Origin of the sequence: Phycicoccus sp. Soil748, from assembly GCF_001428025.1 — a bacterium.
Lineage (GTDB): Bacteria > Actinomycetota > Actinomycetes > Actinomycetales > Dermatophilaceae > Pedococcus.
In genome coordinates this window covers 271,786-295,167 of record NZ_LMSC01000012.1, presented here as the reverse complement: position 1 = coordinate 295,167, position 23,382 = coordinate 271,786, and the positions used below count along the sequence as shown (strand labels likewise).

Genomic DNA, 23,382 nt, shown 5'->3' with positions numbered 1-23,382 from the left:
AGGCGAGACACGGCAGGGCGTTTCGCGCCGCTGCGGTTGAGGATGGGTGGGTGACCCACCCCGTCTCCGCCCAGCCCCGCACCGAGCCCGACGACGGCCCCGACCCCCGCCGCTGGAAGGCCCTCACCGTCTGCCTCGTCGCCGGGTTCATGACCCTGCTCGACGTCAGCATCGTCAACGTCGCCCTGCCCAGCATCGAGAAGGGCCTCGGCGCCAGCCCCAGCGACCTCCAGTGGGTCGTGTCGGGGTACGCCCTGACGTTCGGCCTGGTGCTCGTGCCCTCGGGCCGCCTCGGCGACGCGACCGGCCGGCGGCGCATGTTCGTCGCGGGCGTGGTGGTCTTCGGCGTGGCGAGCCTGCTGTGCGGGCTGGCGACCACGAGCAGCCTGCTGGTGGCGGCGCGGCTCCTGCAGGGCATCGGCGGCGGGCTGCTCAACCCCCAGGTCTCCGGGCTCATCCAGGCGCTGTTCCACGGTCGTGAGCGGGCGAAGGCGTTCGGCCTGCTCGGGGCGACCATCGGGATCTCCACCGCGGTCGGCCCGATCGCCGGCGGGGTCATCCTCAGCCTGCTCGGCGCCGACGCGGGCTGGCGCTGGATCTTCGTGGTCAACCTGCCGGTGGCGTTCGCCGCCGTGGTCCTGGCCCTGCGCTGGATCCCTGCCCACGTGCACGCGGAGGACGAGTCGTCCGAGCCTGCCCGCGGCGGTGACCGGGCTCCGACGCCGGCGCGACGCCGTACCGACCTCGACCCGGTGGGCGTCGCGCTGCTCGGGGCCGGCGTCCTGGCCCTGCTGCTGCCCCTGGTGGAGAGCGGGCGCGGCGGCGGCTCGGCCACTGTCCCCGGCTGGGTCGCCGCGGTGGGCGCCGGGCTCCTCGGCGTCTTCGTGCTGTGGGAGCACCGGTACGCCGCGCGCGGCCGCACCCCGCTGGTCGACCTGGGGCTGTTCAGCCTGCCCGGCTACGCCTCGGGAGCCGTCGTCGCCACGGTCTACTTCTCCGGATTCACCGGGATCTTCTTCGTGCTCACCGTCTACCTCCAGCAGGCGCTCGGGTACTCGCCACTGCTGGCCGGGCTGGCCGTGACCCCCTTCGCCGGTGGGTCGGCGGTCATGTCGGCAGTGGGCGGCAGGCTCGTCACGCGGTTCGGGCGGTCTCTGGTGACGGCGGGGCTGGTGGTCGTGGTCGTCGGCCTGGTCGCGACCGACCTCGTGCTGTCGTCGGTCGACGGGCCGGCCACCGGGTGGTACGCCGCGGTCCCGCTGCTCGTCGCCGGGCTCGGCAGCGGGATGGTGATCTCGCCGAACATCACGTTGACGCTGTCCGAGGTGCCCGTGCGCCGGGCCGGCACCGCGGGAGGGGTCCTGCAGACGGGACAGCGCATCGGGACGGCTGCGGGCATCGCGCTCGTCGGCACGGTGTTCTTCGCCCACCTGCGCGACCAGCCCGGTGACGCCGCCGCCGTCTCGCTCCGGGTCGCCACCGGCCTGGTCGTGCTGGCCCTGCTCGCCAGCCTCGCCGACGTCTGGCTGCGCCGACGCCACCGAGCCGAGGCAGCGGCCTAGCCAGGTCCGGCAGGCGCCTCACCCGCCATACGCGTATGCGCCGAAGTCCGGGACTTCGGGCGTCGCGTCCCGGTCTTGCGCCGAAGTCCCGGACTTCGGGCCTCCCGCCCCGGTTTTGCGCCGAAGTCCGGGACTTCGGCGCAGACGGAATCACTCGATGCGCAGCGCCGCCAGGACGCGGTTGATCGAGCTGGTGACGCCGAACTCGCTGGCCACCCGACTCATGAGGACGGGGTCGGCCACCTCGGTCGGCAGGGACATGTCGACCGCTGGCACCGGCGCGTCGGGTGCCACCTGCACCACCTTCGGCGCGACGTCGAGGTAGGCGGCGCCGGCCTCGAGGCGGGTGCGCTGGGCGCCCTTGATCTCGGGGTCCCCACCGTCGACGGCCGCGCGCAGGGCGACCAGCGACCCGTACTTCTCGATGAGCTTGGCCGCCGTCTTCTCGCCGATGCCGGCCACGCCGGGCAGCCCGTCGCTGGTGTCGCCGCGCAGGACCGCCATGTCGGCGTAGGCCGGGCCGCTCGCGACCGCGTACTTGGTGCGCAGGAACGCCTCGTCGACCAGGTCGGGGTCGCGCACGCCACCGCGCGCGGTGTAGATGACCCGGACCGGGCCGGCGTCGTCGACGAGCTGGAACAGGTCGCGGTCACCGGTGACGACGTCGACGGCCATGTCCGCCTTGTGGCGCGCCGTGAGGGTGCCGATGACGTCGTCGGCCTCGAAGCCGTCGGCGCCGAGCCGGGGGAGCCCGAGCGCCTCCAGGACGTCACGGATGACAGGCACCTGCGGGGTGAGGTCGTCCGGCGACTCCTCCTCGACGAGCGACCCGTCGACCAGCCGGTGGGCCTTGTAGGTCGGGATCGCGTCCACCCGGAACTGCGGGCGCCAGTCGTTGTCCCAGCAGGCCACGAAGTGGGTCGGCTGGTGGGTCGTGATGAGCGACGCCACCATGTCGAGGAACCCGCGGATCGCGTTGGTGGGCGGCTCGCCCGGGTCCTTGCGCTGGTCAGGCACGCCGAAGAACGCCCGGAAGTACAGGGACGCGGAGTCGAGCAGCATCAGGCGCCCGGTGGGCTCGGAGGTCATGTGCCCATGCTGCCAGCACAGCGGTGTGCCGCTCAGTAGGCTGTCGGGCGTGGAAGACCTCGATCGACGCATCGTCTCCCTGCTGCGCTCCGACGGCCGCATGAGCTACACCGACCTGGGCAAGGCGATGGGGCTGTCGACCTCGGCCGTGCACCAGCGGGTGCGCCGCCTCGAGGAGCGCGGGGTGCTCAAGGGGTATGCCGCGGTCGTCGACTACGCCGAGCTCGGCCTGCCGCTCACGGCGTTCATCTCCATCACGCCCCTCGACCCGGCGGCCCCCGACGACATCCCCGACCGGCTGCGCGACGTCAGCGAGATCGAGGCGTGCCACTCGGTGGCCGGCGAGGAGAACTACATCCTCAAGGCCAGGGTGCGCACCCCCGGCGACCTCGAGGTGCTGCTCGCCAGGATCCGCGCCGTGGCGAACGTGGCCACCCGCACCACCGTGGTGCTCTCCACCCCCTGGGAGTAGAGCTGCCGCGCCGGTGAGCCGCTGGCCTCACCGCGGACGGCCAGCCGGTCAGGAGGCGGCGGAGGCCGAGGTGCCGTCGAGCTCGGCGAGGGTGAGCACCACGAGCGAGGCGGTCCAGACCAGCGGCGCCGGCCCGGCCGGGCGCCCGGTCCTGGTGACCTTCTCCGGCAAGGAGCCGTGTGCCGTCCGGTGCGCGTCCAGCCACGCGAGCCGCAGGTCGGCGGCGTGCCCGTGGCCGCCGGCAGCGTCCGACAGAGCCACCAGGGCGGTCTGCGGGGTCCACGAGGCACCGCCCGGCTTGAGCCACTGCACTCCCGGGGCGACACCGCCGGCCGGTTGCGAAGCCTCCCGCTGGTAGTGCGCCAGCGCCTTCTCCACCGCCCGCACCATGCCGGCGGGGAGGTCGTCCTCGGCGGTGAACGGCGGCAGCAGCACCACGAGCGAGGCGTCCAGGCCCCCGTCGTCACCGAACCGCTCGTAGCCCGGTCCCATGCCGCGCTCGACCGTCGTGGCCAGACGGGCGACGGTGGCGTGCGTCCGGCTCGACGCCTCGAGGTCTCCCGTGGCGGCGTAGTCGCGGCCGGCCGCCGCCAGGCCTGCCAGCATCGGCGCCACAGTGCCCAGGGACGTGCGGGTGACCGGCACCTCCCAGTAGTCGGGCGAGGGTGGAGGCAGCCGTCGGCCACCGTCCACGAGCCCGGTCAGGGTCCGCACGCACCGATCACGCAGCTCGGATGCCGACGGCGGCACGCCCGCGTCGTCGTCGCGGCGGACCTCCGCGATGGCCCACAGCACCCACCCGCAGCCGTCGGACTGCCGCGGGCGGTCGGTCAGCGGGCTGCCGTCCATGGCGTACCTAGCCTGGAACCCCACGGCCGGGTCGAACTCGAGCCGCGCCAGGCGGTCGAGCACGGACGCCGCGTCGCTGGGGTGGCCGCTGCGGCTGAGCGCGACCGCCGCGAACGAGCCGTCTCGCGGCCAGAAGTGGTCCCACGGGCCACCCGGGCCGGCCGAGACGGTCCCGTTCATCTCGAGGTGGGCGTGGACGTCGACGAGCGCCCACCGGGCCATGTCCTGCCACGGCGTCCCGGAGCCCGGGACGGTGCCCGAGGCGAGCCAGCGCAGGTCGGCGGCCTCCTGGCCGTTGTCCGCGTAGGCGGGCTGCGCGCGGTACCCGGGAGCGGTGATGAGCTGTTCCTCCGGCGGCATGGCCCGTGGGCCGGCCGCGGCGCCGGCCACCAGCGCAGCCACGCCGAGCAGCACCGGCACCACGAAGCGTCGTCTCACCCGCACCCTCTCGCTCGCCGGTCCGGCGGACCCGGATCCCTTCCGGCCACCGTAGATCGGGCCGGGCCCGGATCGGGGCGAGTCGCCGACATTTCCCGCCGGCGTCCACCGGGTGGGCGCGGGACGGCCATCGGCGACCCGGCGGCTCGGCGCTCAGCGGGCGATCGGGGCCAGCGAGGCGCCGGTGGCGGCGACGAGGTCGTCGGGGGACAGGGAGAGGTCCAGCCCGCGCCGGCCGCCGGAGACGTAGACGACGTCGAAGGCCGTGGCGCCCCGGTCGAGGACCGTGGGGAGCCGCTTCTTCTGGCCGATGGGGGAGATGCCGCCGACGACGTACCCGGTGCTGCGCTCCGCCGCCACCGGGTCTGCCATCGACACCTTCTTCACACCCAGGGCCGTCGCGAGCGCCTTGAGGTCGAGGCTGCGGTCGACCGGCACGATGCCGACCGCCAAGCCGCGATCGGCCTCCACGAGCAGGGTCTTGAACACCTGGCCGGGTGGCACCGACAGCGCGGCCGCGGCCTCCAGTCCGTAGGAGGCCGCGGCCGGGTCGTGCTCGTAGGGGTGGATGCCGAAGCGCACACCGAGGCGCGTCAGCGCCGTGGTGGCAGGGGTGCCGGCCGAGCGGTCACGTCGGGATCCCATGCGGTACGCGGTGGGCGCGGGGTGACCGAGGTGGGCAGGCGGGTCAGCGCTGCTCGACGCGCTGGACGAGCTTCCACGCGGCGGGCAGCAGCCCGGCGGCGACCGCGATCTTGATCGCGTCGCCGAGCAGGAACGGCACGACGCCCTTGGCCAGGCCGGTGGACAGGTCCATGCCGGTGGCGGCCATGAGGTAGGGCAGCCCGACGGCGTAGATGACGACGTTGCCGAGGACCATGAGGCCGGCTGTCCGCACGACCGTGCGGTCGGCACCGCGCTGGGCCAGCCAGCCCACGAGGGCGCCGGCCGCGACGAACCCGATGATGTAGCCGAACGACGGGAAGCCGTAGCCGCTGGCGTGGCCGGCGAACCATGGCACCCCGGCCATGCCGGCAGCCATGTAGAGGCCGACGCTGAGCAGCCCGCGGACGGAGCCGAGCGCGGCACCGGTGAGCAGCGCGGCGAAGGTGCCGAGGGTCAGCGGGACCGGCGTGAACGACAGCGGGATGGCGAACTGGGCGAGCAGGCCGACGAAGGCGGCGCCGCCGAGGACGAGGACGGCGTCACGGACGAGACCGCCCGGGATGACGTCGGCGAGGACACGCTTGCGGGGGAGGGCGATGGCAGTCACGGGAGCAACCTAGCGAAGCCCCGAGCCGCCGCACACCGACGTCTCACGTCGACCACGTCACACGGCCCCCTCACACCAGGGCGGTGTCGCGCTCGGCCGCCTCACGGCTCGCGGCGGCGCGTTCGACGGCGACGGCGTGGGCCGTCTCGTGGTCACCCTGCTCACGCCACCACTGCTGCCCGGCCTCGGGGAGGGTGTAGATCGGGTCGTAGTAGACGTAGTCGCGCGACAGCGCGTCGGTGTCGGCCCCCTCGATGGAGGTGCGGTAGTTCTTTCGCCAGAACGACATCCCGCGCTCGGTGTCGTAGCTGTCGACCTGGTGCACCCAGCGCTTGCCGACGTAGGGGACGTCGCAGACGATGCGCGGCGTCGCGAACCCGGGCAGGTAGCCCATCATCGAGTGCTGCAGGTGCTGGGCCTCCGCGAGCGAGAGCCGCCAGTGCTCGCTGAACGGGATCATGTCGCACATGTAGAAGTAGTACGGCGTGATCATCGCGTCGTCCTGCAGGGCGAAGCAGAGGTCGAGCAGCTGCTCGACGGAGTCGTTGACCCCGCGCATGAGGACGCCCTGGTTGCGCACGTCGCGGACGCCCGCCTGCAGCATCGCCTTCGCGGCGTCGGCGACCAGCGGCGTGACCGACTGGGCGCTGTTGACGTGGGTGTGGATGGCGAGCGAGGCACCGCGCGAGCGGGCCTTCGCCGACACGCGCGCGACCCCCTCGACGACGTCGTCCTGCAGCCAGTGCTGCGGCAGGCCCATGAGCGCCTTGGTGGCGAGCCGGATGTCGCGGACGTTCTCGACGTCCAGCAGCTTGTCCAGGAACCCCTCGAGGTTCTTCCACGGCATGTTGGCCACGTCGCCGCCCGAGACGACGACGTCGCGCACCTGCGGGGTGCGCTGCAGGTAGTCGAGCATCGCGGCATACCGGTCGACCGGCTTGCCGGTGAGCTTGAGCTTGTCGATGACGGCGGTGGAGTTGCCGACGAGGTCCATGCGCGTGCAGTGGCCGCAGTACTGCGGGCAGGTCGGCAGCATCTCGGCGAGGACCTTGGTGGGGTAGCGGTGCGTCAGGCCCTCGACGGCCCACATGTCGTGCTCGTGCAGGCTGTCGCGGGTGGCGTGCGGGTGGCTCGGCCAGTCGGTGCGACGGTCGGAGAACACCGGGAGCATGTAGCGGCGGACCGGGTCGGCGTAGAACGCGCGGGTGAACTCGACACCGGCTGCAGGCATCCGGCCGTCGGCCCAGGTCATCTCACTGACCATGGTGTTCATCATCTGCGGCGGCACGAGCATCGACATCGTGGCGCGCTCGGCCTGGTCGCGCTCGAGGTCGGCGTAGAACGCCTCGGTGAGCAGGTCGCCCATGAGCTCGCGGAGCTGCTTGAGGTTCTTGACGCAGTGGGCGCGCTGCCACTGGGCGCTGGCCCAGTCCTGGGCCGTGACGTCCCGCCACCCGGGGAAGCGGGTCCAGTCGGGCTCGACCAGCTCGCGGTGGCGGTAGACGTAGGGCTGCTCGATCGCGGTGCTCATACGTGGCAGGATACGGGACAGGTTGCGTCGATCGGGAACCTTCGCCGCAAGATCTTCACCTCGTGTCGCCATAGCTGGGAGATTCTGTGCCTCACACCCCCTCGTCGCCGGTCGGCCTCCACCGCGTCCTCGAGCCCGCCGGAGCGACGCTGCCGCAGGCGGCGCAGCGCCTCGACGCCCGTCCGGAGCTGTGGCCCGACGAGGTGCGCATCGCGGTCGAGACCCTCAACCTCGACGCGGCCTCCTTCCGCCAGCTGTCGGAGAAGCACGGCGGCGACGGTGAGGCGGTGCGCGCCGAGGTGCTCGACATCGTCGCCACCCGAGGCAAGATGCAGAACCCCGTGACCGGCTCGGGCGGCATGCTCATCGGCACCGTCGAGGAGGTCGGGCCGCAGTCCCCGCTGGGCCTGTCGGTCGGCGACCGGGTGGCCACGCTGGTCTCGCTGTCGCTCACGCCGCTCGTCCTCACCGACGGCCTCGCCCGCTGGGACGGCCGCTCCGAGCGCGTGCCAGCACAGGGGCACGCGGTCCTGTTCGGCCGCTCCATCGCCGCGCAGCTCCCCGACGACCTCAGCCCCGACCTCGCGCTGATGGTGATGGACGTGTGCGGCGCCCCCGCCCTCGTGCACCGCGTCGTTGCCGAGTACGCCGCCCGCGGGCACGCCCCGACCGTGGCCGTCCTCGGTGGTGCCGGGAAGTCGGGCTCCCTCTCGCTGGCAGCCGCGGCCGAGGCGGGCGCCGCCCACCGCATCGCGGTGGTGCCCGTCGAGCGGGAGGCCGAGCTGCTGCGGGACACCGGCCTGGCCGAGGAGGTCGTGGTCGCCGACGCGCGCAGCCCGCTGGGCCTGTCCGAGGCCGTGGCCGCTGCGGGTGGGCCGGCGGACGTCACCGTCGTCTGCGTCGACGTGCCCGGCTGCGAGCAGCCCGCCATCCTGTCCACCGCCCAGGGCGGCACCATCATCTTCTTCTCGATGGCCACGAGCTTCGCCGCGGCGGCGCTCGGTGCGGAGGGCGTCGCCGCCGACGTCCGCATGCTCGTCGGCAACGGCTACGTGCCCGGCCACGCGGCGTACGCCCTGGACCTGCTGCGCCGGGACGCGGTCGTCCGCGGCCTGTTCGAGGGGCGCCTCGAGGAGCAACCGGTCCGGTAGGGACCAACTTCCCTGCGCGACCCCGTCGGACATGGTGCGATCGGGGGTATGCGCCCAGACCCGGCTCCCACCGCACCCTCCGCGATCGCGTACGCACCGGACGACCTCGACCTCGACCTGCGGTGGTGGGCGGCGGCCAACTACCTCACCGTCGGCCAGATCTACCTGCGCGAGAACGCGCTGCTGCGCGAACCGCTGCGGCTGGAGCACACCAAGCCGCGGCTGCTCGGCCACTGGGGGACCAGTCCCGGCCTGTCGATGGTCTACACGCTGCTCAACCGCGTCATCCGCGCCACCGACAGCGACTGGCTCTACGTCACCGGCCCCGGGCACGGCGGGCCCGCGCTGGTCGCGACGGCGTGGCTCGAGGGGACCTACACCGAGGTGTACCCCCACATCGGCGACGACGCGGCCGGGGTGCGCGACCTGTTCCGGCAGTTCTCCTCGCCCGGCGGGGTGCCCAGCCACGTCAGCGTCCAGACGCCGGGCAGCATCCACGAGGGCGGTGAGCTCGGCTACGCCCTCGTGCACGCGGCGGGGGCGGCGTTCGACCACCCCGACCTGACCGTGGCCTGCGTCGTCGGGGACGGCGAGGCCGAGACGGGGCCGCTCAGCGCCTCGTGGCGGCTGCCGACGTTCCTCAACCCCCGGCGCGACGGGGCGGTCCTGCCGATCCTGCACCTCAATGGCTACAAGATCGCCGGGCCCACCGTCCTCGGCCGCACGGACGACGCAGATGTCGAGGCCTACCTGATGAGCCAGGGCTGGGACCCCGTCACGGTGTCCGGCGACGACCCGCGGGAGGTCTTCCCCGCCCTGCTCGACGCGCTGCTCGACGCCCACAGCCGCATCCGCGAGCTGCAGGTCACCGCCCGCGGGGCAGGCGCCCCCGCCGAGCCCGTCCGGCACCGGTGGCCGGCCATCGTCCTGCGCACACCCAAGGGCTGGACCGGTCCGGCCGTCGTCGACGGCGTCCAGGTGGAGGGCACCAACCGCGCCCACCAGGTCCCGCTCTCCGGCCTCGCCGACCACCCGGAGCACCTGCGGATGCTCGAGGAGTGGATGCGCACCTACCGGCCCGAGGAGCTGTTCGACGACGAGGGCCGCCTCGTCCCCGAGCTGCGCGACCTGGCTCCCGAGGGCGACCGGCGCATGTCCGCGACGCCGTACGCCAACGGCGGGCGGCTGCGGACCCCGCTGCCCATGCCCGAGCTCGCGGCGTACGAGGTGGCGGTGGAGCCCTCGGGCCGCGGCCGGGACCTCGTCGAGAACACGATCACCACGGGCCGGCTGCTGCGCGACCTGTATGCCGCGACGGCCCGCCCCGACGGTGGCGGCACCTTCCGGCTGTTCTCCCCGGACGAGACCGCGAGCAACCGGCTGCAGCCGGTGTTCGAGGTCACCGACCGGTGCTTCATGGGACCGCTGCGCGACACCGACGACGACCTCGGCCCCGACGGCCGTGTCATGGAGGTGCTGAGCGAGCACCTGTGCCAGGGCTGGCTCGAGGGCTACCTGCTGTCCGGTCGGCACGGGATGTTCGCGACGTACGAGGCCTTCGCCATGGTGTCGGCGTCGATGGCGGTGCAGCACGTCAAGTGGCTGCAGCACGCCCAGGAGCTGCCGTGGCGGGACTCGGTGTCCTCGCTCAACATCCTGTTGACCTCGACCTGCTGGCGCAACGACCACAACGGGTTCTCCCACCAGGGCCCCGGTCTCATCGACTGCCTGCTGCCGCTGGCTCCCGGTGTGGTCCGGGTGTTCCTGCCACCGGACGCCAACACCGCGCTGTGGATCAGCGAGCACTGCCTGTCCGGCACCGACCACGTCAACCTCATCGTCGTCGACAAGCAGAAGCACCTGCAGTACCTCTCCCTCGAGGAGGCCGCCCGGGCGTGCTCGGCCGGTGCCTCGATGTGGGAGTGGGCCAGCACCTGCGGCCCGGACGACGACCCCGACATCGTGCTGGCCTGCGCGGGTGACGTGCCGACGCAGGAGGCGCTCGCGGCCGCCGAGCTCCTGCGCGACCACGTGCCGGACCTCAAGGTGCGGTTCGTCAACGTCATCGACCTCATGACGCTGATCCCCGAGAACGACCACCCCAACGGGTTCTCCGACAGCCACTTCGAGGACGTCTTCACCCCGGAGCGGCACGTCGTGTTCGCGTTCCACGGCTACCCGCGCGCCGTCCACCAGCTCATCCACGGCCGGGCCAACCCGGGGCGCTTCCACGTCCGCGGGTTCAGCGAGCAGGGCACGACGACGACGCCGTTCGACATGGTAGTGCTCAACAAGATGAGCCGCTTCCACCTCGCCAAGGAGGTGCTGCGACGGGCACGCACCAGGCCCACGGGATGGCGCGAGCTCAAGGACCTGTGCGACCAGCGGCTCGCCGAGCACGAGACCCACATCCGCGAGCACCTGGAGGACCTGCCGGACATCGCGGCCTGGACCTGGAGCGGACCGTCCGACAACCCACCGTCCGACCCCGGACCTTCCGACCGGGCGGCGTCGGCCGAGTCGTCCCGGTAGTTTCAGCCCCGTGGCCACGAGCATCTACATCGCCGGCACCGAAGCGCAGTCCGGCAAGTCGGCGGTGGCGGTCGGCCTGCTGGACCAGCTGAGCCGCCGCGCCGGGCGGGTCGGCGTGTTCCGGCCCATCGTCCGCGCCGGTGCGCCGGACGAGCTGGTCCGGACCCTGCTGGCCCAGCTGCCGGGGGACCTCACCGTCGAGCAGGCCTGCGGCGTCACGTACGACGAGCTGCACGCCTCGCCCGACCACGCCATGGGCCTCATCGTGGACAGGTTCCACGAGGTGGCGCGTGACCACGACGTGGTGCTGGTCGTCGGCTCAGACTTCACCGACGTGTCGGCGCCCACGGAGTTCTCGGTCAACGCCGCGGTGGCGGCGAACCTCGGCTCACGGCTGCTGCTCGTGGTGCCCGCCGCCGACCACGACCCGGCGCAGGTCGCCACCGCCGCCGAGATGGCCGTCGTGGCGGCCCGGGAGGCCCACGCCCACGTGACCGGCGTCGTGGCCAACCGGGTGGACCCGGCGCGCGTGGAGCAGGTGACCGCTGCGGTGTCGGCGCTGGTCGGGGTCCCGGTGCAGTCCCTGCCCGACACCCCGCTGCTCCGGGCGCCTACCGTCAAGGACCTCATGGACGCCTGCGCGGGCCGCCTCGTGCACGGTGACACCGGCTGGCTCGACCGGGAGTGCACGGGGCTGGTCGTCGCCGCCATGACCATGCCGCACGTCCTCGACCGGCTCCTCGACGGGGGAGTGGTGATCGTCCCCGGTGACCGCGAGGACGTCCTGCTCGGTGTCCTGCTCGCGCACCGGTCCAAGACCTTCCCGACGTTGTCCGGGATCGTCCTCAACGGCGGGTTCCCCCTCACCCCGCAGGTCGAGCGGCTGATCGAGGGCCTCGATGTCGTGCTGCCGGTCATCGCCACCGACGGCGGCACGATGACCACGGCCACGAGGCTGGGCGCGGCGCGCGGTCGGCTCACGCCCGACTCGACGCGCAAGCTCGAGGCGGCGGTCGCCATGGTGGAGCGCGGCCTGGACGCCGAGGCGCTGCTCGGACCGGTCGCCACGACGGGCGAGGGCACCGTGACCCCGCTGATGTTCGAGCACCGGCTCGTCGACGAGGCACGGCTGTCCGGGGCGCACATCGTGCTGCCGGAGGGCGCGGAGGACCGGATCCTGCTGGCTGCCGACACCGTGCTGGCCCGCGGGATCGCCAAGCTCACGCTGCTCGGCGACGAGGAGACCGTCCGCGCCAACGCCGGGCTCCTCGGCGTCGACATCACGGGGGCGGACGTCGTGGACCCCGGCACGAGCGACCTGCGCGAGGGGTTCGCCGCGGAGTACGCGCAGCTGCGGGCCCACAAGGGCGTGACCCTCGACCAGGCACGCGACCGGGTCGCCGACCCCTCCTACTTCGGCACGATGATGGTGCACCAGGGCCTGGCCGACGGCATGGTTGCCGGCTGCGTCACCACGACGGCCCACACGATCCGCCCCGCCCTCGAGGTGGTGCGCACGGCCCCGGGGGTCTCGGTCGTCTCCAGCGTGTTCCTCATGTGCCTCGCCGACCGCGTGCTCGTCTACGGCGACTGCGCGGTCAACCCCGACCCCACCGCCGAGCAGCTCGCCGACATCGCGATCTCCTCGGCCCGCACCGCGGAGCAGTTCGGCATCGAGCCGCGGGTGGCGATGCTGTCCTACTCGACGGGGGAGTCGGGGTCGGGCGCCGACGTCGACAAGGTGCGGGCCGCCACCGCTCTGGTCCACCAGCGGGAACCGGGCCTACCCGTCGAGGGCCCCATCCAGTACGACGCGGCGGTGGACCTGGGCGTGGCCGCGACCAAGCTCAAGGACAGCCCGGTGGCCGGGCGCGCCACGGTGCTCGTCTTCCCCGACCTCAACACCGGCAACAACACCTACAAGGCTGTGCAGCGCAGCGCCTCGGCCGTCGCCATCGGCCCCGTGCTGCAGGGGCTCAACCGCCCGGTCAACGACCTGTCCCGGGGAGCCCTGGTGCGCGACATCGTCAACACCATCGCCATCACGGCCATCCAGGCCGGCGCCTGATGGCGAGCCGCACCGTCCTGGTCGTCAACGCCGGGTCCTCGTCGCTGAAGTACGAGGTGGTCGACGCCGTCACGGGACGCACCGCCGCGTCCGGGATGGTCGACCGCATCGGCGGAGCGGGTCGGCTGCGGCACCAGACCGGGGACGACACCCATGAGCGCGACGTCACCTGTCGCGACCACGGCGAGGCCCTCGGTGCGGCGAGGGAGGCGCTGCGCGAGCACGGCCCGGACCTGTCCGGGGCGGGCTTGTACGCGGTGGGCCACCGCGTGGTGCACGGCGGACCACGGTTCAGCGCGCCGGTCGTGGTCGACGACGACGTGGTCGAGGCGATCCGCTCGCTCGTGCCGCTGGCCCCGCTGCACAACCCGGCCAACCTCGAGGGCATCCTCAGCGCGCGGGAGTCGTTCCCCGGCGTCCCGCAGGTTGCCGTCTTCGACACGGCCTTCCACCAGACGCTGCCCAGGGAGGCCCACACGTACGCGGTGCCTGCCGAGTGGCGCGAGCAGCACCGGGTGCGCCGCTACGGCTTCCACGGCACCTCCCACCGCTACGTCTCCCAGCGCACCGCCGAGCTGCTCGGGCGCGCACCCGAGGACTGCGCGGTCATCGTGCTCCACCTCGGCAACGGCGCCAGCGCCTGCGCGGTGAAGGCCGGCCGCAGCATCGACACCTCGATGGGGCTGTCCCCACTCGAGGGCCTGGTCATGGGCACCCGGTCCGGGGACGTCGATCCTGCCCTGGGCGCGTACCTGGCGCGGGTCGCCGACCTGGACGCGAGGTCCTACGACGAGGCCCTCAACTTCCGCAGCGGCCTCCTCGGCCTGGCGGGTGTGTCCGACCTGCGGGAGCTCGAGCAGCGGCGGGCCAGCGGCGACGACGCCGCTGCGCTCGCCTTCGACGTCATGACCTACCGGCTGCGCAAGTACGTCGGCGCGTACGCCGTGGCGCTCGGAGGCGCGGACGCCATCGCGTTCACGGGTGGGATCGGGGAGAACAGCGCGCCGGTGCGCGCCGCGGTGCTCGACGGCCTCGGCGCCCTCGGGGTGGAGCTGGACCCTGAGGCGAACGAGGACGGCGAGCCTGAGCGGAGGGTGACCGCCGTGACCACCCGGGTGCCCGCGTGGGTGGTGCCGACCCGTGAGGAGCTGGAGATCGCCCGCGCGTGCCTGTCCGTCCTCGGCGACGAGAGGGCACAGGCCGACGCATAGGGTGCTCGCGTGAGCACTCTCTACCGCGGCGGCTTCGTCTACTCACCCATCGACCCCTTCGCCAACGCGATGGTCGTCGACGACGCGACGGGCACGATCGCCTGGATCGGTGGCGACGACGCGGCCGCGGTCCACGGCGACGCGGTGGACCGCGTCGTCGAGCTCGACGGGGCCCTGGTGACGCCGGCCTTCGTCGACGCCCACGCCCACCTGTCGCAGACGGGCGCGGGTCTGCGCGGCGTCGACGTCGCCACCACGCGCAGCGCCGCCGAGGCGCTGTCGCGCATCGAGGACGCCGGACGTCGCCAGCAGGGACGCCCGGTCTACGCCCCCAACTGGGACGAGGGCCTGTGGGCCGAGCGACGCGCGATGACCGCGGCCGAGCTCGACCGGGCGACCTACGGTGGTGTCGTCTACTCGCCCCGCGTCGACGGCCACTCCGCCGTCATCTCCTCGGCGCTCGCGGCCGCGTGCGGTGCCCGTGACCTCCCCGGCTGGGAGGGGGAGGGGCTGGTCACCCGCGAGGCCCACCACGCGGCGCGCGAGGCGTTCAACCAGGCGGTGACGCCCGCCCAGCGCCGCGCCGACATCGACCTCGCGCTGCGCACCGCGGCGGCAGCGGGCATCGGCCTCGTCCACGAGAACGGCGGCCCCGTCGTCTCCAGCGCCGACGACTTCGCCGACGTCCTGGCGGCAGGGGGGGGCGGTGACGTCCCGCAGGCCATGGGCTACTGGGCCGAGCTCGTCGCCGACGAGCAGCAGGCCCGTGATGTCGCGACTCTGCACGGCGCTCGCGGCCTGGCGGGCGACCTCAACGTCGACGGCTCCATCGGCTCGCGGACCGCCCACCTGCGGTCCGGGTACGCCGACGCGCCCGGTCACACGGGCAACCCCTACCTGTCCGTCGCCGAGGTCCGCGACCACGTGGCGGCCTGCTCGCTCGCGGGGCTGCAGGCCGGGTTCCACGTCATCGGCGACGCCGGCGTGGACACCGTGGTCGAGGGGTTCGAGGCCGCAGCCGAGCTGGTCGGCGCGCCCGTCGTCGCCCGGTCCCGGCACCGCCTCGAGCACCTCGAGATGGTCGACCGCCGCGCCATCGAGCGCCTGGTCGCCCTCGGTGTCGGGGCCAGCGTCCAGCCTGCCTTCGACGCCCTGTGGGGCGGGTCCGACGCGATGTACGCCGCGCGGCTGGGCGCCGAGCGCGTCGTCGGGGAGGCGCCGATGAACCCGTTCGCCTCCATGCTCGCCGCCGGGATGACCGTCGCGCTGGGCTCCGACACCCCCGTGACGCCGTTCGCACCGTGGGAGGCCGTGCGCGCCTGCATCGAGCACCACGACGAGCGCCAGCGGATCTCCGCCCGCTCGGCGTTCCTCGCCCACACCCGGGGCGGCTGGCGCGCTGCGGGGCTCGACGACCGCGGCTACCTCGACCTCGGCCTGCCTGCCACGTTCGCGGTCTGGAAGGTCGGCGACCTCGTCGTGCAGGCCCCGGACGACCGCATCCAGACGTGGAGCACCGACCCGCGGTCGGGCACTCCGGGACTGCCCGACCTGTCGCCCGGTGCCCCCGCCCCCGAGTGCCTGCGCAACGTGGTCCGCGGCCGCACCGTCTTCGACGCGGGCGCCCTAGCCGCCTGACACCGGCGATCCCTACCGCTCCGCGGGGCGCGAAGCGACACAATTCGGGCCATGCGCGTGATCCGGGGGGAGCAGCGGACACAGGAGGGTGTGAGCAGACACCCAGACAGTGACCTCGACGGTCACCCACCCGCCGCCCCCGACGACAGCCCACACCGCCGCCAGCTCGACGAGCAGCTCAGCGCCCTGTTCCGGCAGCACGCGCCCCGCGTCCGCGCCTACGCCCGGCGCCACGTGGAGCCCAGCCAGTGCGACGACGTCGTCTCCGAGACCTTCCTCGTCGCGTGGCGCCGGCCCGAGCAGGTGCCCGACGAACCCCTGCCTTGGCTGCTGGTGGTGGCCCGCAACGTCATCGCCAACCAGCGCCGTACGGCCCGTCGCGCCGACCAGGTCTGGTTCGCCGCGGTGCGGCAGGGCTGGACGTCCACCGCCCCGTCCGCGGACGAGGCCGTCCACGAGCGCGACAGCGTCCTGCGGGCCCTCGAGCAGTGCACCCGCGCGGAGCGTGAGGCGCTCCTGCTCACCGCGTGGGACGGGCTGCCGCCCGCCGAGGCAGCTGCCGTCGCCGGCTGCTCGGTGCGGGCCTTCACCGTCCGGCTCCACCGGGCCCGCGCCCGGCTGCGTGCCGCGCACGCCGCCGAGGCCGCGCCGGGCTCGGCACCCTCCACCCCTTCGCCGGCGGGGGAGCCGGCGCGTACCCCGCACCTCACCCGTGCCGCACTCGCCCAGGAGGTCTCATGAAGACGCTCGACCAGCTGCCCGACCGGACCCTCGACCCGCGTGACCCGTTCGCGCTGCTCGTGGCCGCCCGTCCCACCGACGACGACCTCACCGACGACTGGGGCCCTGCAGACGTCGAGGACACCCTGGCCTCCACCCGCCGCCGCGCGGACCCGCAGCACACCTCGGCAGGGCGCACCGTCGCCCTCGTACCCCGCCGGTCCCGCCGCCGGTGGGTCGCCCTGGGTGCCGCGGCCGCCGTCGCCACGCTTGCGGTCGCCGGCGGCACCGCCGTGCTCGCGCCCGGTACGGCGCTGCCCCGCGCTGACGCCGTGGAGCAGCTCGCCAGCACCGCAGCCGTGGCTCCCACCCTGGTGGTCGGGCCGGGACAGTACCTCCACCAGGTGGTCACCTTCACCCAGGCGCACCGCGACGCCCAGACCCCGGCCGTCGACTCCACGTCGGAGAGCTGGGTCGACGCCGACGGGACCGCGTGGCGGCGCGACACCTCCCGGGTCGAGCCGGTGGGCACCACCTACGAGCGCATCCCGGCGAGCGACCTCGGCGACGACCCCTTCATGGGCACCCAGCCCGCCGACTACCAGCAGTGGCCCTCCGACCCCGCCGGGCTGCGGGCCTTCTTCGACGCCCACCTCCGCAGCGACGGCCCCAACTCCCTCGACCCGAGCCAGGCGATCTTCGAGGACTGCAGCGACCGGTTCGCCCAGGGCATGACCCCGCCGGCCCTCAACGCCGCCATGATCCGGCTCCTCGGGAGCCTGCCGCAGGTCACGACCTCGAGGGTCCAGTTCGCGGGCCACGACGCGGTGGAGCTGGAGTACCGCGGCGCCTACGTCGATGCCGTCTACTTCGACGCCGCCACCGCCCGCTACCTGGGGGAGACGGACTCCGGGAACCGGACCGAGGTGACCGTGCAGCCGACCGTGGTCGATTCCGTCCCCGCGGTGGTGCGCGCCAGGGCGAAGACCCAGGTGAACGAGGACGCGCCCGACTCGGTCGAGAGCCCCTGACGAGAGCCCCTGACGAGAACCTGGCGGGAGCCCGACTCATGGACCCACAGGATTTCCGGCCAACTGGGGGGTTGGCCGGAAATTCTGTGTCCCGCTGCTAGATTTGCGCCGTGTCCTCCCGTGCCAAGCCCCTGCTGGACCTCGATCCGGCCACCGTCCGCCAAGCCCGCGCCCTCGCGCGCAAGGCGGGCCGCCCCGTCGTCAAGCTGGCCCAGAGCCACACGACCGTCTCGGTGGAGCGGGCCACCCTGCGCCTGGCCGGTCTCGCCGGCGCCGACCACGAGCGCGTGCCGTGGGTCAACCACCTCGTCGACGCGGTCCGCGCGGAGGTCGGTCTCGAGCACGGGGTCACGACGCCGGTCTACGACGCGCTGCGCAGGGGAGAGGCCCCCGACCTGCTGACCCTCGCGCAGAAGGCTGCCAGCGGCTCGGTGCAGTTCCGCCTGCCCGTGGGCCGTGAGGCCACCCGCGCCCAGTCGCTCGCGCGGCGCGAGGTGAGCCGCGGCATACGCACCATCGACAAGCAGCGGGCCAACCGCGACCGGCTCGTCAAGCGCCACGGCGACCCCGAGCAGCGGCCCTGGATCTATCTCATCGTGGCCACCGGCGACATCTACGAGGACATCCCGCAGGCCCAGAACGCCGCCCGGGAGGGCGCCGACATCATCGCGGTGATCCGCTCCACGGGGCAGTCGCTGCTCGACTACGTACCCGAGGGCGCCACCCGCGAGGGGTACGCCGGCACGTACGCCACGCAGGAGAACTTCCGGCTCATGCGCGCGGCCCTGGACGAGACGTCCAAGGAGCTCGGCCGCTACATCCGGCTCACCAACTACGCCTCCGGCCTCTGCATGCCGGAGATCGCGACGCTGGCCGGGCTCGAGCGGCTCGACATGATGCTCAACGACTCGATGTACGGCATCCTCTTCCGCGACATCAACCCGATCCGCACCTTCGTCGACCAGCGGTTCAGCCGCCAGATCCACGCCCGGGCCGGGATCATCATCAACACCGGCGAGGACAACTACCTCACCACCGCCGACGCCGTCGAGGCCGCGCACACGGTCACCGTGAGCCAGCTGCTCAACGAGTACTTCGCCAAGGAGGCCGGCCTCGAGGACTGGCAGCTCGGCCTCGGGCACGCGTTCGAGATCAACCCCGACCTGCCCGACAGCTTCCGGATGGAGCTCGCGCACGCGCTGCTGGCGCGCCAGCTCTTCCCCAAGGCGCCGCTGAAGTGGATGCCGCCGACCAAGCACATGACGGGCGACGTGTTCCGCGGCTACCTGCTCGACGGGTTCTTCAACCTCGTCGGCGCCATGACCGGCCAGGGCATCCTGCTGGTCGGCATGATGACCGAGGCCGTCGTGACGCCGTTCCTGTCCGACCGCGACCTGGCGCTGCAGAACGTCCGCTACGTCCTCAACGCGGCCGGCGGCCTGACCGAGGACTTCCACCCACCGCGCGACGGGTTCATCCAGACCCGCGCCCGCCAGGTGCTCGGCGAGGCGGTCGACCTGCTCGACGCGATCGTCCACGACAGCGACACCGCCGGTGACCCGCCGCTGCTCGCGGCGATCGCCGACGGCACCTTCGGGCTGATGAAGCGGCCCGCCGACCGCGGCAAGGGCCTGGACGGGGTGGTGGTCCGTGCCGACGGCTACGACAACCCGGCCACGACGATGCTCGAGGAGGGGAGCGACCGATGAGCGCGTCCACCACCGACAGCGCGATGCCGCTCGAGCCGGTGCCCGGCCCCGGAGCCAGGTCCGGCAGGGCCACGCCCGACATCGTCCGCCCCTACGGCGACACCACCGGCGACGGCATGGTGCAGGTCTCCTTCACCCTCCCGGTCCCGCACGACAAGCGCGCCGAGGGGGCCGCCCTGCAGCTCGCGGCGAAGATGGGCCTGGAGCCGGCGCTGCTGGTGCACGCCAAGGCGATGGGCCCCGACTTCACCTTCTTCGTGGTCTACGGCAGCGTCAAGCACCTCGTCGACCTGCGCGAGGTCACCGTCGTCGAACGCGAGTTCCCGCTGCTCACCCCGACCGAGGTCAACAAGGCCATCAAGTCCCGCCTGCGCCGCAAGCTCGTCGTCGTCGGCGCCTGCATCGGCACCGACGCCCACACCGTCGGCATCGACGCCATCCTCAACATCAAGGGGTTCGCGGGGGAGAAGGGCCTGGAGTACTACCGCGAGGTCAAGGTCGTGAACCTCGGCGCGCAGGTCCTCGTGCCCGAGCTCGTGGAGCGGGCGCGGGCCGAGAAGGCCGACGCCGTGATGGTGAGCCAGGTCGTGACCCAGCGCGACGCCCACATCCACAACACCACGACGATGAGCGCCGCCTTCCGCGAGGCGTACCCGGCCGGGCAGGTGCCGCTGCTCGTCGTCGGCGGCCCCCGCTTCGAGGAGGGCTCCGCCGACAGGCTCGGCGTGGACCGGATCTTCGGCCGCGGCACCACCCCGGGCGAGGTGGCCAGCTACCTCGTCCACGCCCTGGCCCCGCCGCGGGTCACCACGCCCTCGACGAAGGAGAAGGCATGACCACCACCGCCACGGTCGGGCGCACCGTCACCCACCGGCGCTACGTCCCCTACAGCCACGCGCACTACGCGGGCAACCTCGTCGACGGCGCCTACTCCCTGGCGGCGTTCGGCGACGTCGCCACCGAGATGTGCATCCTCACCGACGGTGACGAAGGCCTGTTCGCGTCCTACTCCGACGTCCAGTTCAAGGCGCCGGTCCGCGCCGGCGACGTGATCGAGATCAGTGCCACGCTGGTCCGGGTCGGTAGCCGCAGCCGCGAGATGGACTTCGAGGTCCGGGTCGTGGGGCGCGGTGCGCCCGAGCGCGGAGAGTCCAGCGCCGACGTGCTGGAGCCGGCGCTGGTGGCCACCACCGCACGGGGCGTCGTCGTGGTCCCCGCTCCTGCCGTCGAGAGCTGACACGTCCCTCGGCGTGTCGTTCGCGACACGCCGGAGGCCGTGACGATCGCCAACCGCTGCAACGGAATTCGCCGGAGCACGAACTTGGCCCCATACCTCTCGCGCGCCCGGGCCGATGGCGTGAAACCGTCATGGACGACGCCTTGACAGGGCGCTCCGCGGCGACGGTAAGTTGGCCCACGGCCGTCACACCGAGTGGCCGCCCGGGGAGGGGACCCAGACCGGACACGACGTACTGCCGGTGACTAGCGCGCGCAGCCACCGTTGACCAGCAGCGACGTCGATCCCTACTGGTGCCTCCCGCCCGAGGCGGTGGTGGACGGCGTCCGGCCCGCGCGCTCAGTAGACAACAGCGGGATGTCGACACCCGGTCGACCTCCTGCTGGTCCCAACGGCGGCGCGGGCCGCGGCGTGTCCTACCGTGGTTGCGTGACGACGCCATCCCGCCCGCCGCGACCGGGCCTGCGGTCCGGCGCCGTCCTCCTCCCGGCCCTGGTCTCCGGGCTCCTCACCGCCCTCGCCTTCCCGACGCAGGACATCTGGTGGACGGCGCCGCTCGGCGTGGCCCTGCTGTCGGCCGCCACCTTCGGCGCCAGGCCGCGACTGGCCGCCCTGGGCGGCCTCGCGCACGGCCTCGGCTTCTTCCTGCCGACCCTGTCCTGGACCGGCATCTACGTGGGCGCCCTGCCCTGGGTGGCCCTGGCCGTCCTGGAGTCGCTCTACGTCGCGGCCATGTGCCTGGTGGTGGCCTGGCTGCAGCGACCCCTGCTCGCCACCCGGCTGCGTCCCCTCGCGTACGCCGCCGTGCCCCTGGGGTGGGTGCTGCAGGAGGCCGCCCGCGGCGCCACGCCCTTCGGGGGTTTCCCGTGGGTGCGCCTGGCGTTCAGCCAGGCCGACAGCCCGCTGGCGCCGTTCGCCCGGTTCGGGGGAGCACCCGGCCTGACGTTCGCCGTGGCATGCCTCGGCGTGCTCGTGCACGTCGCCTTCCGCGCGGCGGCCCGGGGGGCGGTGGGGCGCCTGCGTCGGGTGCCGGCGACCACGCTGCCCGCCGCGCCCCGGGTCCTTGCCCCGGTCCTGGTCGTCCTGGCCCTCGCGCCGCTCGTGCTGGCCGTGACCACGACACCCCCCACCGGTGGCCGCAAGGTCTCGGTCCTGTTCGTGCAGGGCAACGTGCCCAAGGCCGGCCTGGACTTCAACGCCGAGCGGCGCAAGGTCCTCGACAACCACGTGCAGGGCACCCTGGCTGCGGCGGCCCGTAACGGCGCGCCGCCGACCCTGGTCGTCTGGCCCGAGAACTCCTCCGACATCGACCCGTTCGACAACCTCGACGCGGCCGCGGACATCCGGCTCGCCGTGGAGACCATCAAGGCGCCCATCCTGCTCGGGGCCGTGCTCGACGGCCCCGCGCCCTTCGTCTCCAACGCCAGCCTCCTCTACACCCCGGGGGGCGGCGAGCCGGGCCGCTACGTCAAGCAGCACCCGGTGCCCTTCGCGGAGTACATCCCCTTCCGCAGCTTCTTCCGCAACTTCAGCGACAAGGTCGACCTGGTGGCGCGTGACTTCACCAGGGGCGACCGGCCGGGCGGGTTCGAGGTGCCCGTCGCAGGCCAGGACCCGTACTGGGTGATCCCCACCATCTGCTTCGAGGTCGCCTACGACGGGCTCATGCGCGACTCCACGCTGCAGCCCGGGCTCGGCGCGAGCATCCTCGCCGTGCAGACCAACAACGCGACGTTCGGCTACACCGCGGAGTCCGAGCAGCAGTTCGCCATCAGCCGGATCCGCGCCATCGAGCACGGCCGGTCGGTCGTGCACGTCTCGACGGTCGGGGTGAGCGGCTTCATCAACCCCGACGGAACGTACGTCGACAAGACCTCGTTGTTCACCCCAGCGGCCCGGTACGGGTCGCCGGTGGTCCGGACCGAGGTCACCGTCGCCGACCGGCTCGGCAACCTGCCCGAGTACGTCGCCGGGCTGGCCGCCGTGCTGCTGCTGGCGGTGGGTCAGTGGTCCCGTCGGCGGACCGCTAGGGTCGAGGCCGCCGCCACCGGCCCGACGGGGCCGGCGAAGACACGAAGGGAAGGCGTCGTTGTCTGACCAGATCGAGCGGGTGCTCGTGTGCATCCCGACGTACAACGAGCGGGAGAACCTCCCGCTGGTCGTGCGCCGCATCCGTGCCGCCGTCCCTGGCGCCGACATCCTCGTCCTCGACGACAGCTCACCGGACGGCACCGGTGACGTCGCCGACGAGCTCGCCGCCGGCGACCCCCAGGTCCACGTGCTGCACCGCCCCGCGAAGCAGGGCCTCGGCATGGCCTACCTGGCGGGGTTCCGCTGGGGTCTCGACCGCGGCTACGACGCCCTCGTCGAGATGGACGCCGACGGTTCCCACCAGCCCGAGCAGCTGCACCGCCTCCTGGACGCCCTGGCCGGTGCCGACCTCGTCATCGGCTCCCGGTGGGTCCGTGGCGGCTCGGTGGTCAACTGGCCGCTGCACCGCAAGGCGCTCAGCGTCGGGGGCAACCTCTACACCCGGGCCCTCCTCGGGATGCCCGTCCACGACGCGACCGCCGGCTTCCGCGCCTACCGCGCCGAGGCCCTGCGGACCATGGGACTGGAGCAGGTCGCCTCGCAGGGGTACTGCTTCCAGGTCGACCTGACCCGGCGCGCGGTCCGGCTGGGCCTGCGCGTCGTCGAGGTGCCCATCACGTTCGTCGAGCGTGTGATCGGCGACTCCAAGATGAGCGGCGACATCATGCGCGAGTCCCTGCAGCGCATCACCGTCTGGGGTGTGCACCACCGTGCCGACCAGCTCCGTGGCCTGTCGCAGCGCCGGGAACCGACGTGGCACGAGCTGTAGGAGGGCCTCCT

At 73.2% G+C, this 23,382-nt stretch carries 19 protein-coding genes; 14 read left to right on the top strand and 5 right to left on the bottom strand.

What is annotated here, in order from left to right:
• Nucleotides 1-50: 50 nt before the first annotated feature.
• On the top strand, nt 51-1,562 hold the full coding sequence (locus tag ASG70_RS17655) for an MFS transporter (RefSeq protein ID WP_056885132.1): 1,512 nt from the start codon (nt 51-53) through the stop codon (nt 1,560-1,562).
• 150 nt (nt 1,563-1,712) lie between these two features.
• Here ASG70_RS17655 and ASG70_RS17650 read toward each other — a convergent pair whose 3' ends face one another.
• Nucleotides 1,713-2,651: a 5'-3' exonuclease gene (locus tag ASG70_RS17650; RefSeq protein WP_056885131.1), complete on the bottom strand. Its 939-nt coding sequence runs from the start codon at nt 2,649-2,651 to the stop codon at nt 1,713-1,715.
• 49 nt (nt 2,652-2,700) lie between these two features.
• Here ASG70_RS17650 and ASG70_RS17645 point away from each other — a divergent pair, with 49 nt between their 5' ends.
• The gene (locus ASG70_RS17645; protein ID WP_056885130.1) at nt 2,701-3,123 is read left to right on the top strand and encodes an Lrp/AsnC family transcriptional regulator; all 423 of its coding nucleotides are present in this window, start codon (nt 2,701-2,703) and stop codon (nt 3,121-3,123) included.
• Between the two features lie 48 nt (nt 3,124-3,171).
• On the opposite strand, the gene ASG70_RS17640 is transcribed toward ASG70_RS17645, so the two are convergent.
• The 4 genes from ASG70_RS17640 to ASG70_RS17625 form a co-directional block, all read right to left on the bottom strand.
• Nucleotides 3,172-4,410 carry a hypothetical protein gene (locus ASG70_RS17640; RefSeq protein ID WP_082590980.1) on the bottom strand — a complete coding sequence of 413 codons (1,239 nt, stop codon included), beginning with the start codon at nt 4,408-4,410 and terminating at the stop codon, nt 3,172-3,174.
• A gap of 153 nt (nt 4,411-4,563) precedes the next feature.
• Nucleotides 4,564-5,055 (bottom strand): Cys-tRNA(Pro) deacylase, encoded by a 492-nt coding sequence (gene ybaK, locus ASG70_RS17635; RefSeq protein WP_056885128.1) that lies wholly within the window; start codon nt 5,053-5,055, stop codon nt 4,564-4,566.
• A 43-nt stretch (nt 5,056-5,098) separates the two neighbouring features.
• Complete coding sequence (locus tag ASG70_RS17630; protein WP_056885127.1) at nt 5,099-5,683, bottom strand: biotin transporter BioY; 585 nt, start codon at nt 5,681-5,683, stop codon at nt 5,099-5,101.
• A gap of 70 nt (nt 5,684-5,753) precedes the next feature.
• Complete coding sequence (locus tag ASG70_RS17625) at nt 5,754-7,214, bottom strand: KamA family radical SAM protein (protein ID WP_056885126.1); 1,461 nt, start codon at nt 7,212-7,214, stop codon at nt 5,754-5,756.
• 86 nt (nt 7,215-7,300) lie between these two features.
• Here ASG70_RS17625 and ASG70_RS17620 point away from each other — a divergent pair, with 86 nt between their 5' ends.
• The 12 genes from ASG70_RS17620 to ASG70_RS17565 all read left to right on the top strand — a co-directional run bounded on the left by ASG70_RS17620 (nt 7,301) and on the right by ASG70_RS17565 (nt 23,371).
• On the top strand, nt 7,301-8,365 hold the full coding sequence (locus tag ASG70_RS17620; RefSeq protein ID WP_056885125.1) for a hypothetical protein: 1,065 nt from the start codon (nt 7,301-7,303) through the stop codon (nt 8,363-8,365).
• 48 nt (nt 8,366-8,413) lie between these two features.
• Entirely contained in the window at nt 8,414-10,897 is a 2,484-nt protein-coding gene (locus ASG70_RS17615; RefSeq protein ID WP_056885124.1) for a phosphoketolase, read from the top strand.
• A gap of 10 nt (nt 10,898-10,907) precedes the next feature.
• The gene (pta, locus tag ASG70_RS17610; protein ID WP_056885123.1) at nt 10,908-12,965 is read left to right on the top strand and encodes a phosphate acetyltransferase; all 2,058 of its coding nucleotides are present in this window, start codon (nt 10,908-10,910) and stop codon (nt 12,963-12,965) included.
• On the top strand, nt 12,965-14,176 hold the full coding sequence (locus ASG70_RS17605; RefSeq protein ID WP_056885122.1) for an acetate/propionate family kinase: 1,212 nt from the start codon (nt 12,965-12,967) through the stop codon (nt 14,174-14,176). Before pta ends, ASG70_RS17605 begins: the two co-directional genes overlap by 1 nt.
• Nucleotides 14,177-14,185: 9 nt before the next feature.
• Nucleotides 14,186-15,814 (top strand): amidohydrolase, encoded by a 1,629-nt coding sequence (locus ASG70_RS17600; RefSeq protein ID WP_056885121.1) that lies wholly within the window; start codon nt 14,186-14,188, stop codon nt 15,812-15,814.
• 90 nt (nt 15,815-15,904) lie between these two features.
• Complete coding sequence (locus ASG70_RS17595) at nt 15,905-16,555, top strand: RNA polymerase sigma factor (protein ID WP_235531566.1); 651 nt, start codon at nt 15,905-15,907, stop codon at nt 16,553-16,555.
• Nucleotides 16,552-17,565, top strand: a complete 1,014-nt coding sequence (locus ASG70_RS17590; protein WP_056885120.1) for a hypothetical protein — start codon at nt 16,552-16,554, stop codon at nt 17,563-17,565. The genes ASG70_RS17595 and ASG70_RS17590 overlap by 4 nt, the downstream gene beginning before the upstream one ends.
• 110 nt (nt 17,566-17,675) lie before the next feature.
• Nucleotides 17,676-19,274 (top strand): lysine 5,6-aminomutase subunit alpha, encoded by a 1,599-nt coding sequence (locus tag ASG70_RS17585; RefSeq protein ID WP_056885119.1) that lies wholly within the window; start codon nt 17,676-17,678, stop codon nt 19,272-19,274.
• The gene (locus tag ASG70_RS17580; RefSeq protein ID WP_200949329.1) at nt 19,271-20,110 is read left to right on the top strand and encodes an OAM dimerization domain-containing protein; all 840 of its coding nucleotides are present in this window, start codon (nt 19,271-19,273) and stop codon (nt 20,108-20,110) included. Before ASG70_RS17585 ends, ASG70_RS17580 begins: the two co-directional genes overlap by 4 nt.
• Nucleotides 20,107-20,511 (top strand): hotdog domain-containing protein, encoded by a 405-nt coding sequence (locus ASG70_RS17575; protein WP_056885118.1) that lies wholly within the window; start codon nt 20,107-20,109, stop codon nt 20,509-20,511. Before ASG70_RS17580 ends, ASG70_RS17575 begins: the two co-directional genes overlap by 4 nt.
• Before the next feature lie 429 nt (nt 20,512-20,940).
• Entirely contained in the window at nt 20,941-22,608 is a 1,668-nt protein-coding gene (lnt, locus tag ASG70_RS17570; RefSeq protein ID WP_235531565.1) for an apolipoprotein N-acyltransferase, read from the top strand.
• Entirely contained in the window at nt 22,601-23,371 is a 771-nt protein-coding gene (locus ASG70_RS17565) for a polyprenol monophosphomannose synthase (RefSeq protein ID WP_056885116.1), read from the top strand. Before lnt ends, ASG70_RS17565 begins: the two co-directional genes overlap by 8 nt.
• Nucleotides 23,372-23,382: the final 11 nt, after the last annotated feature.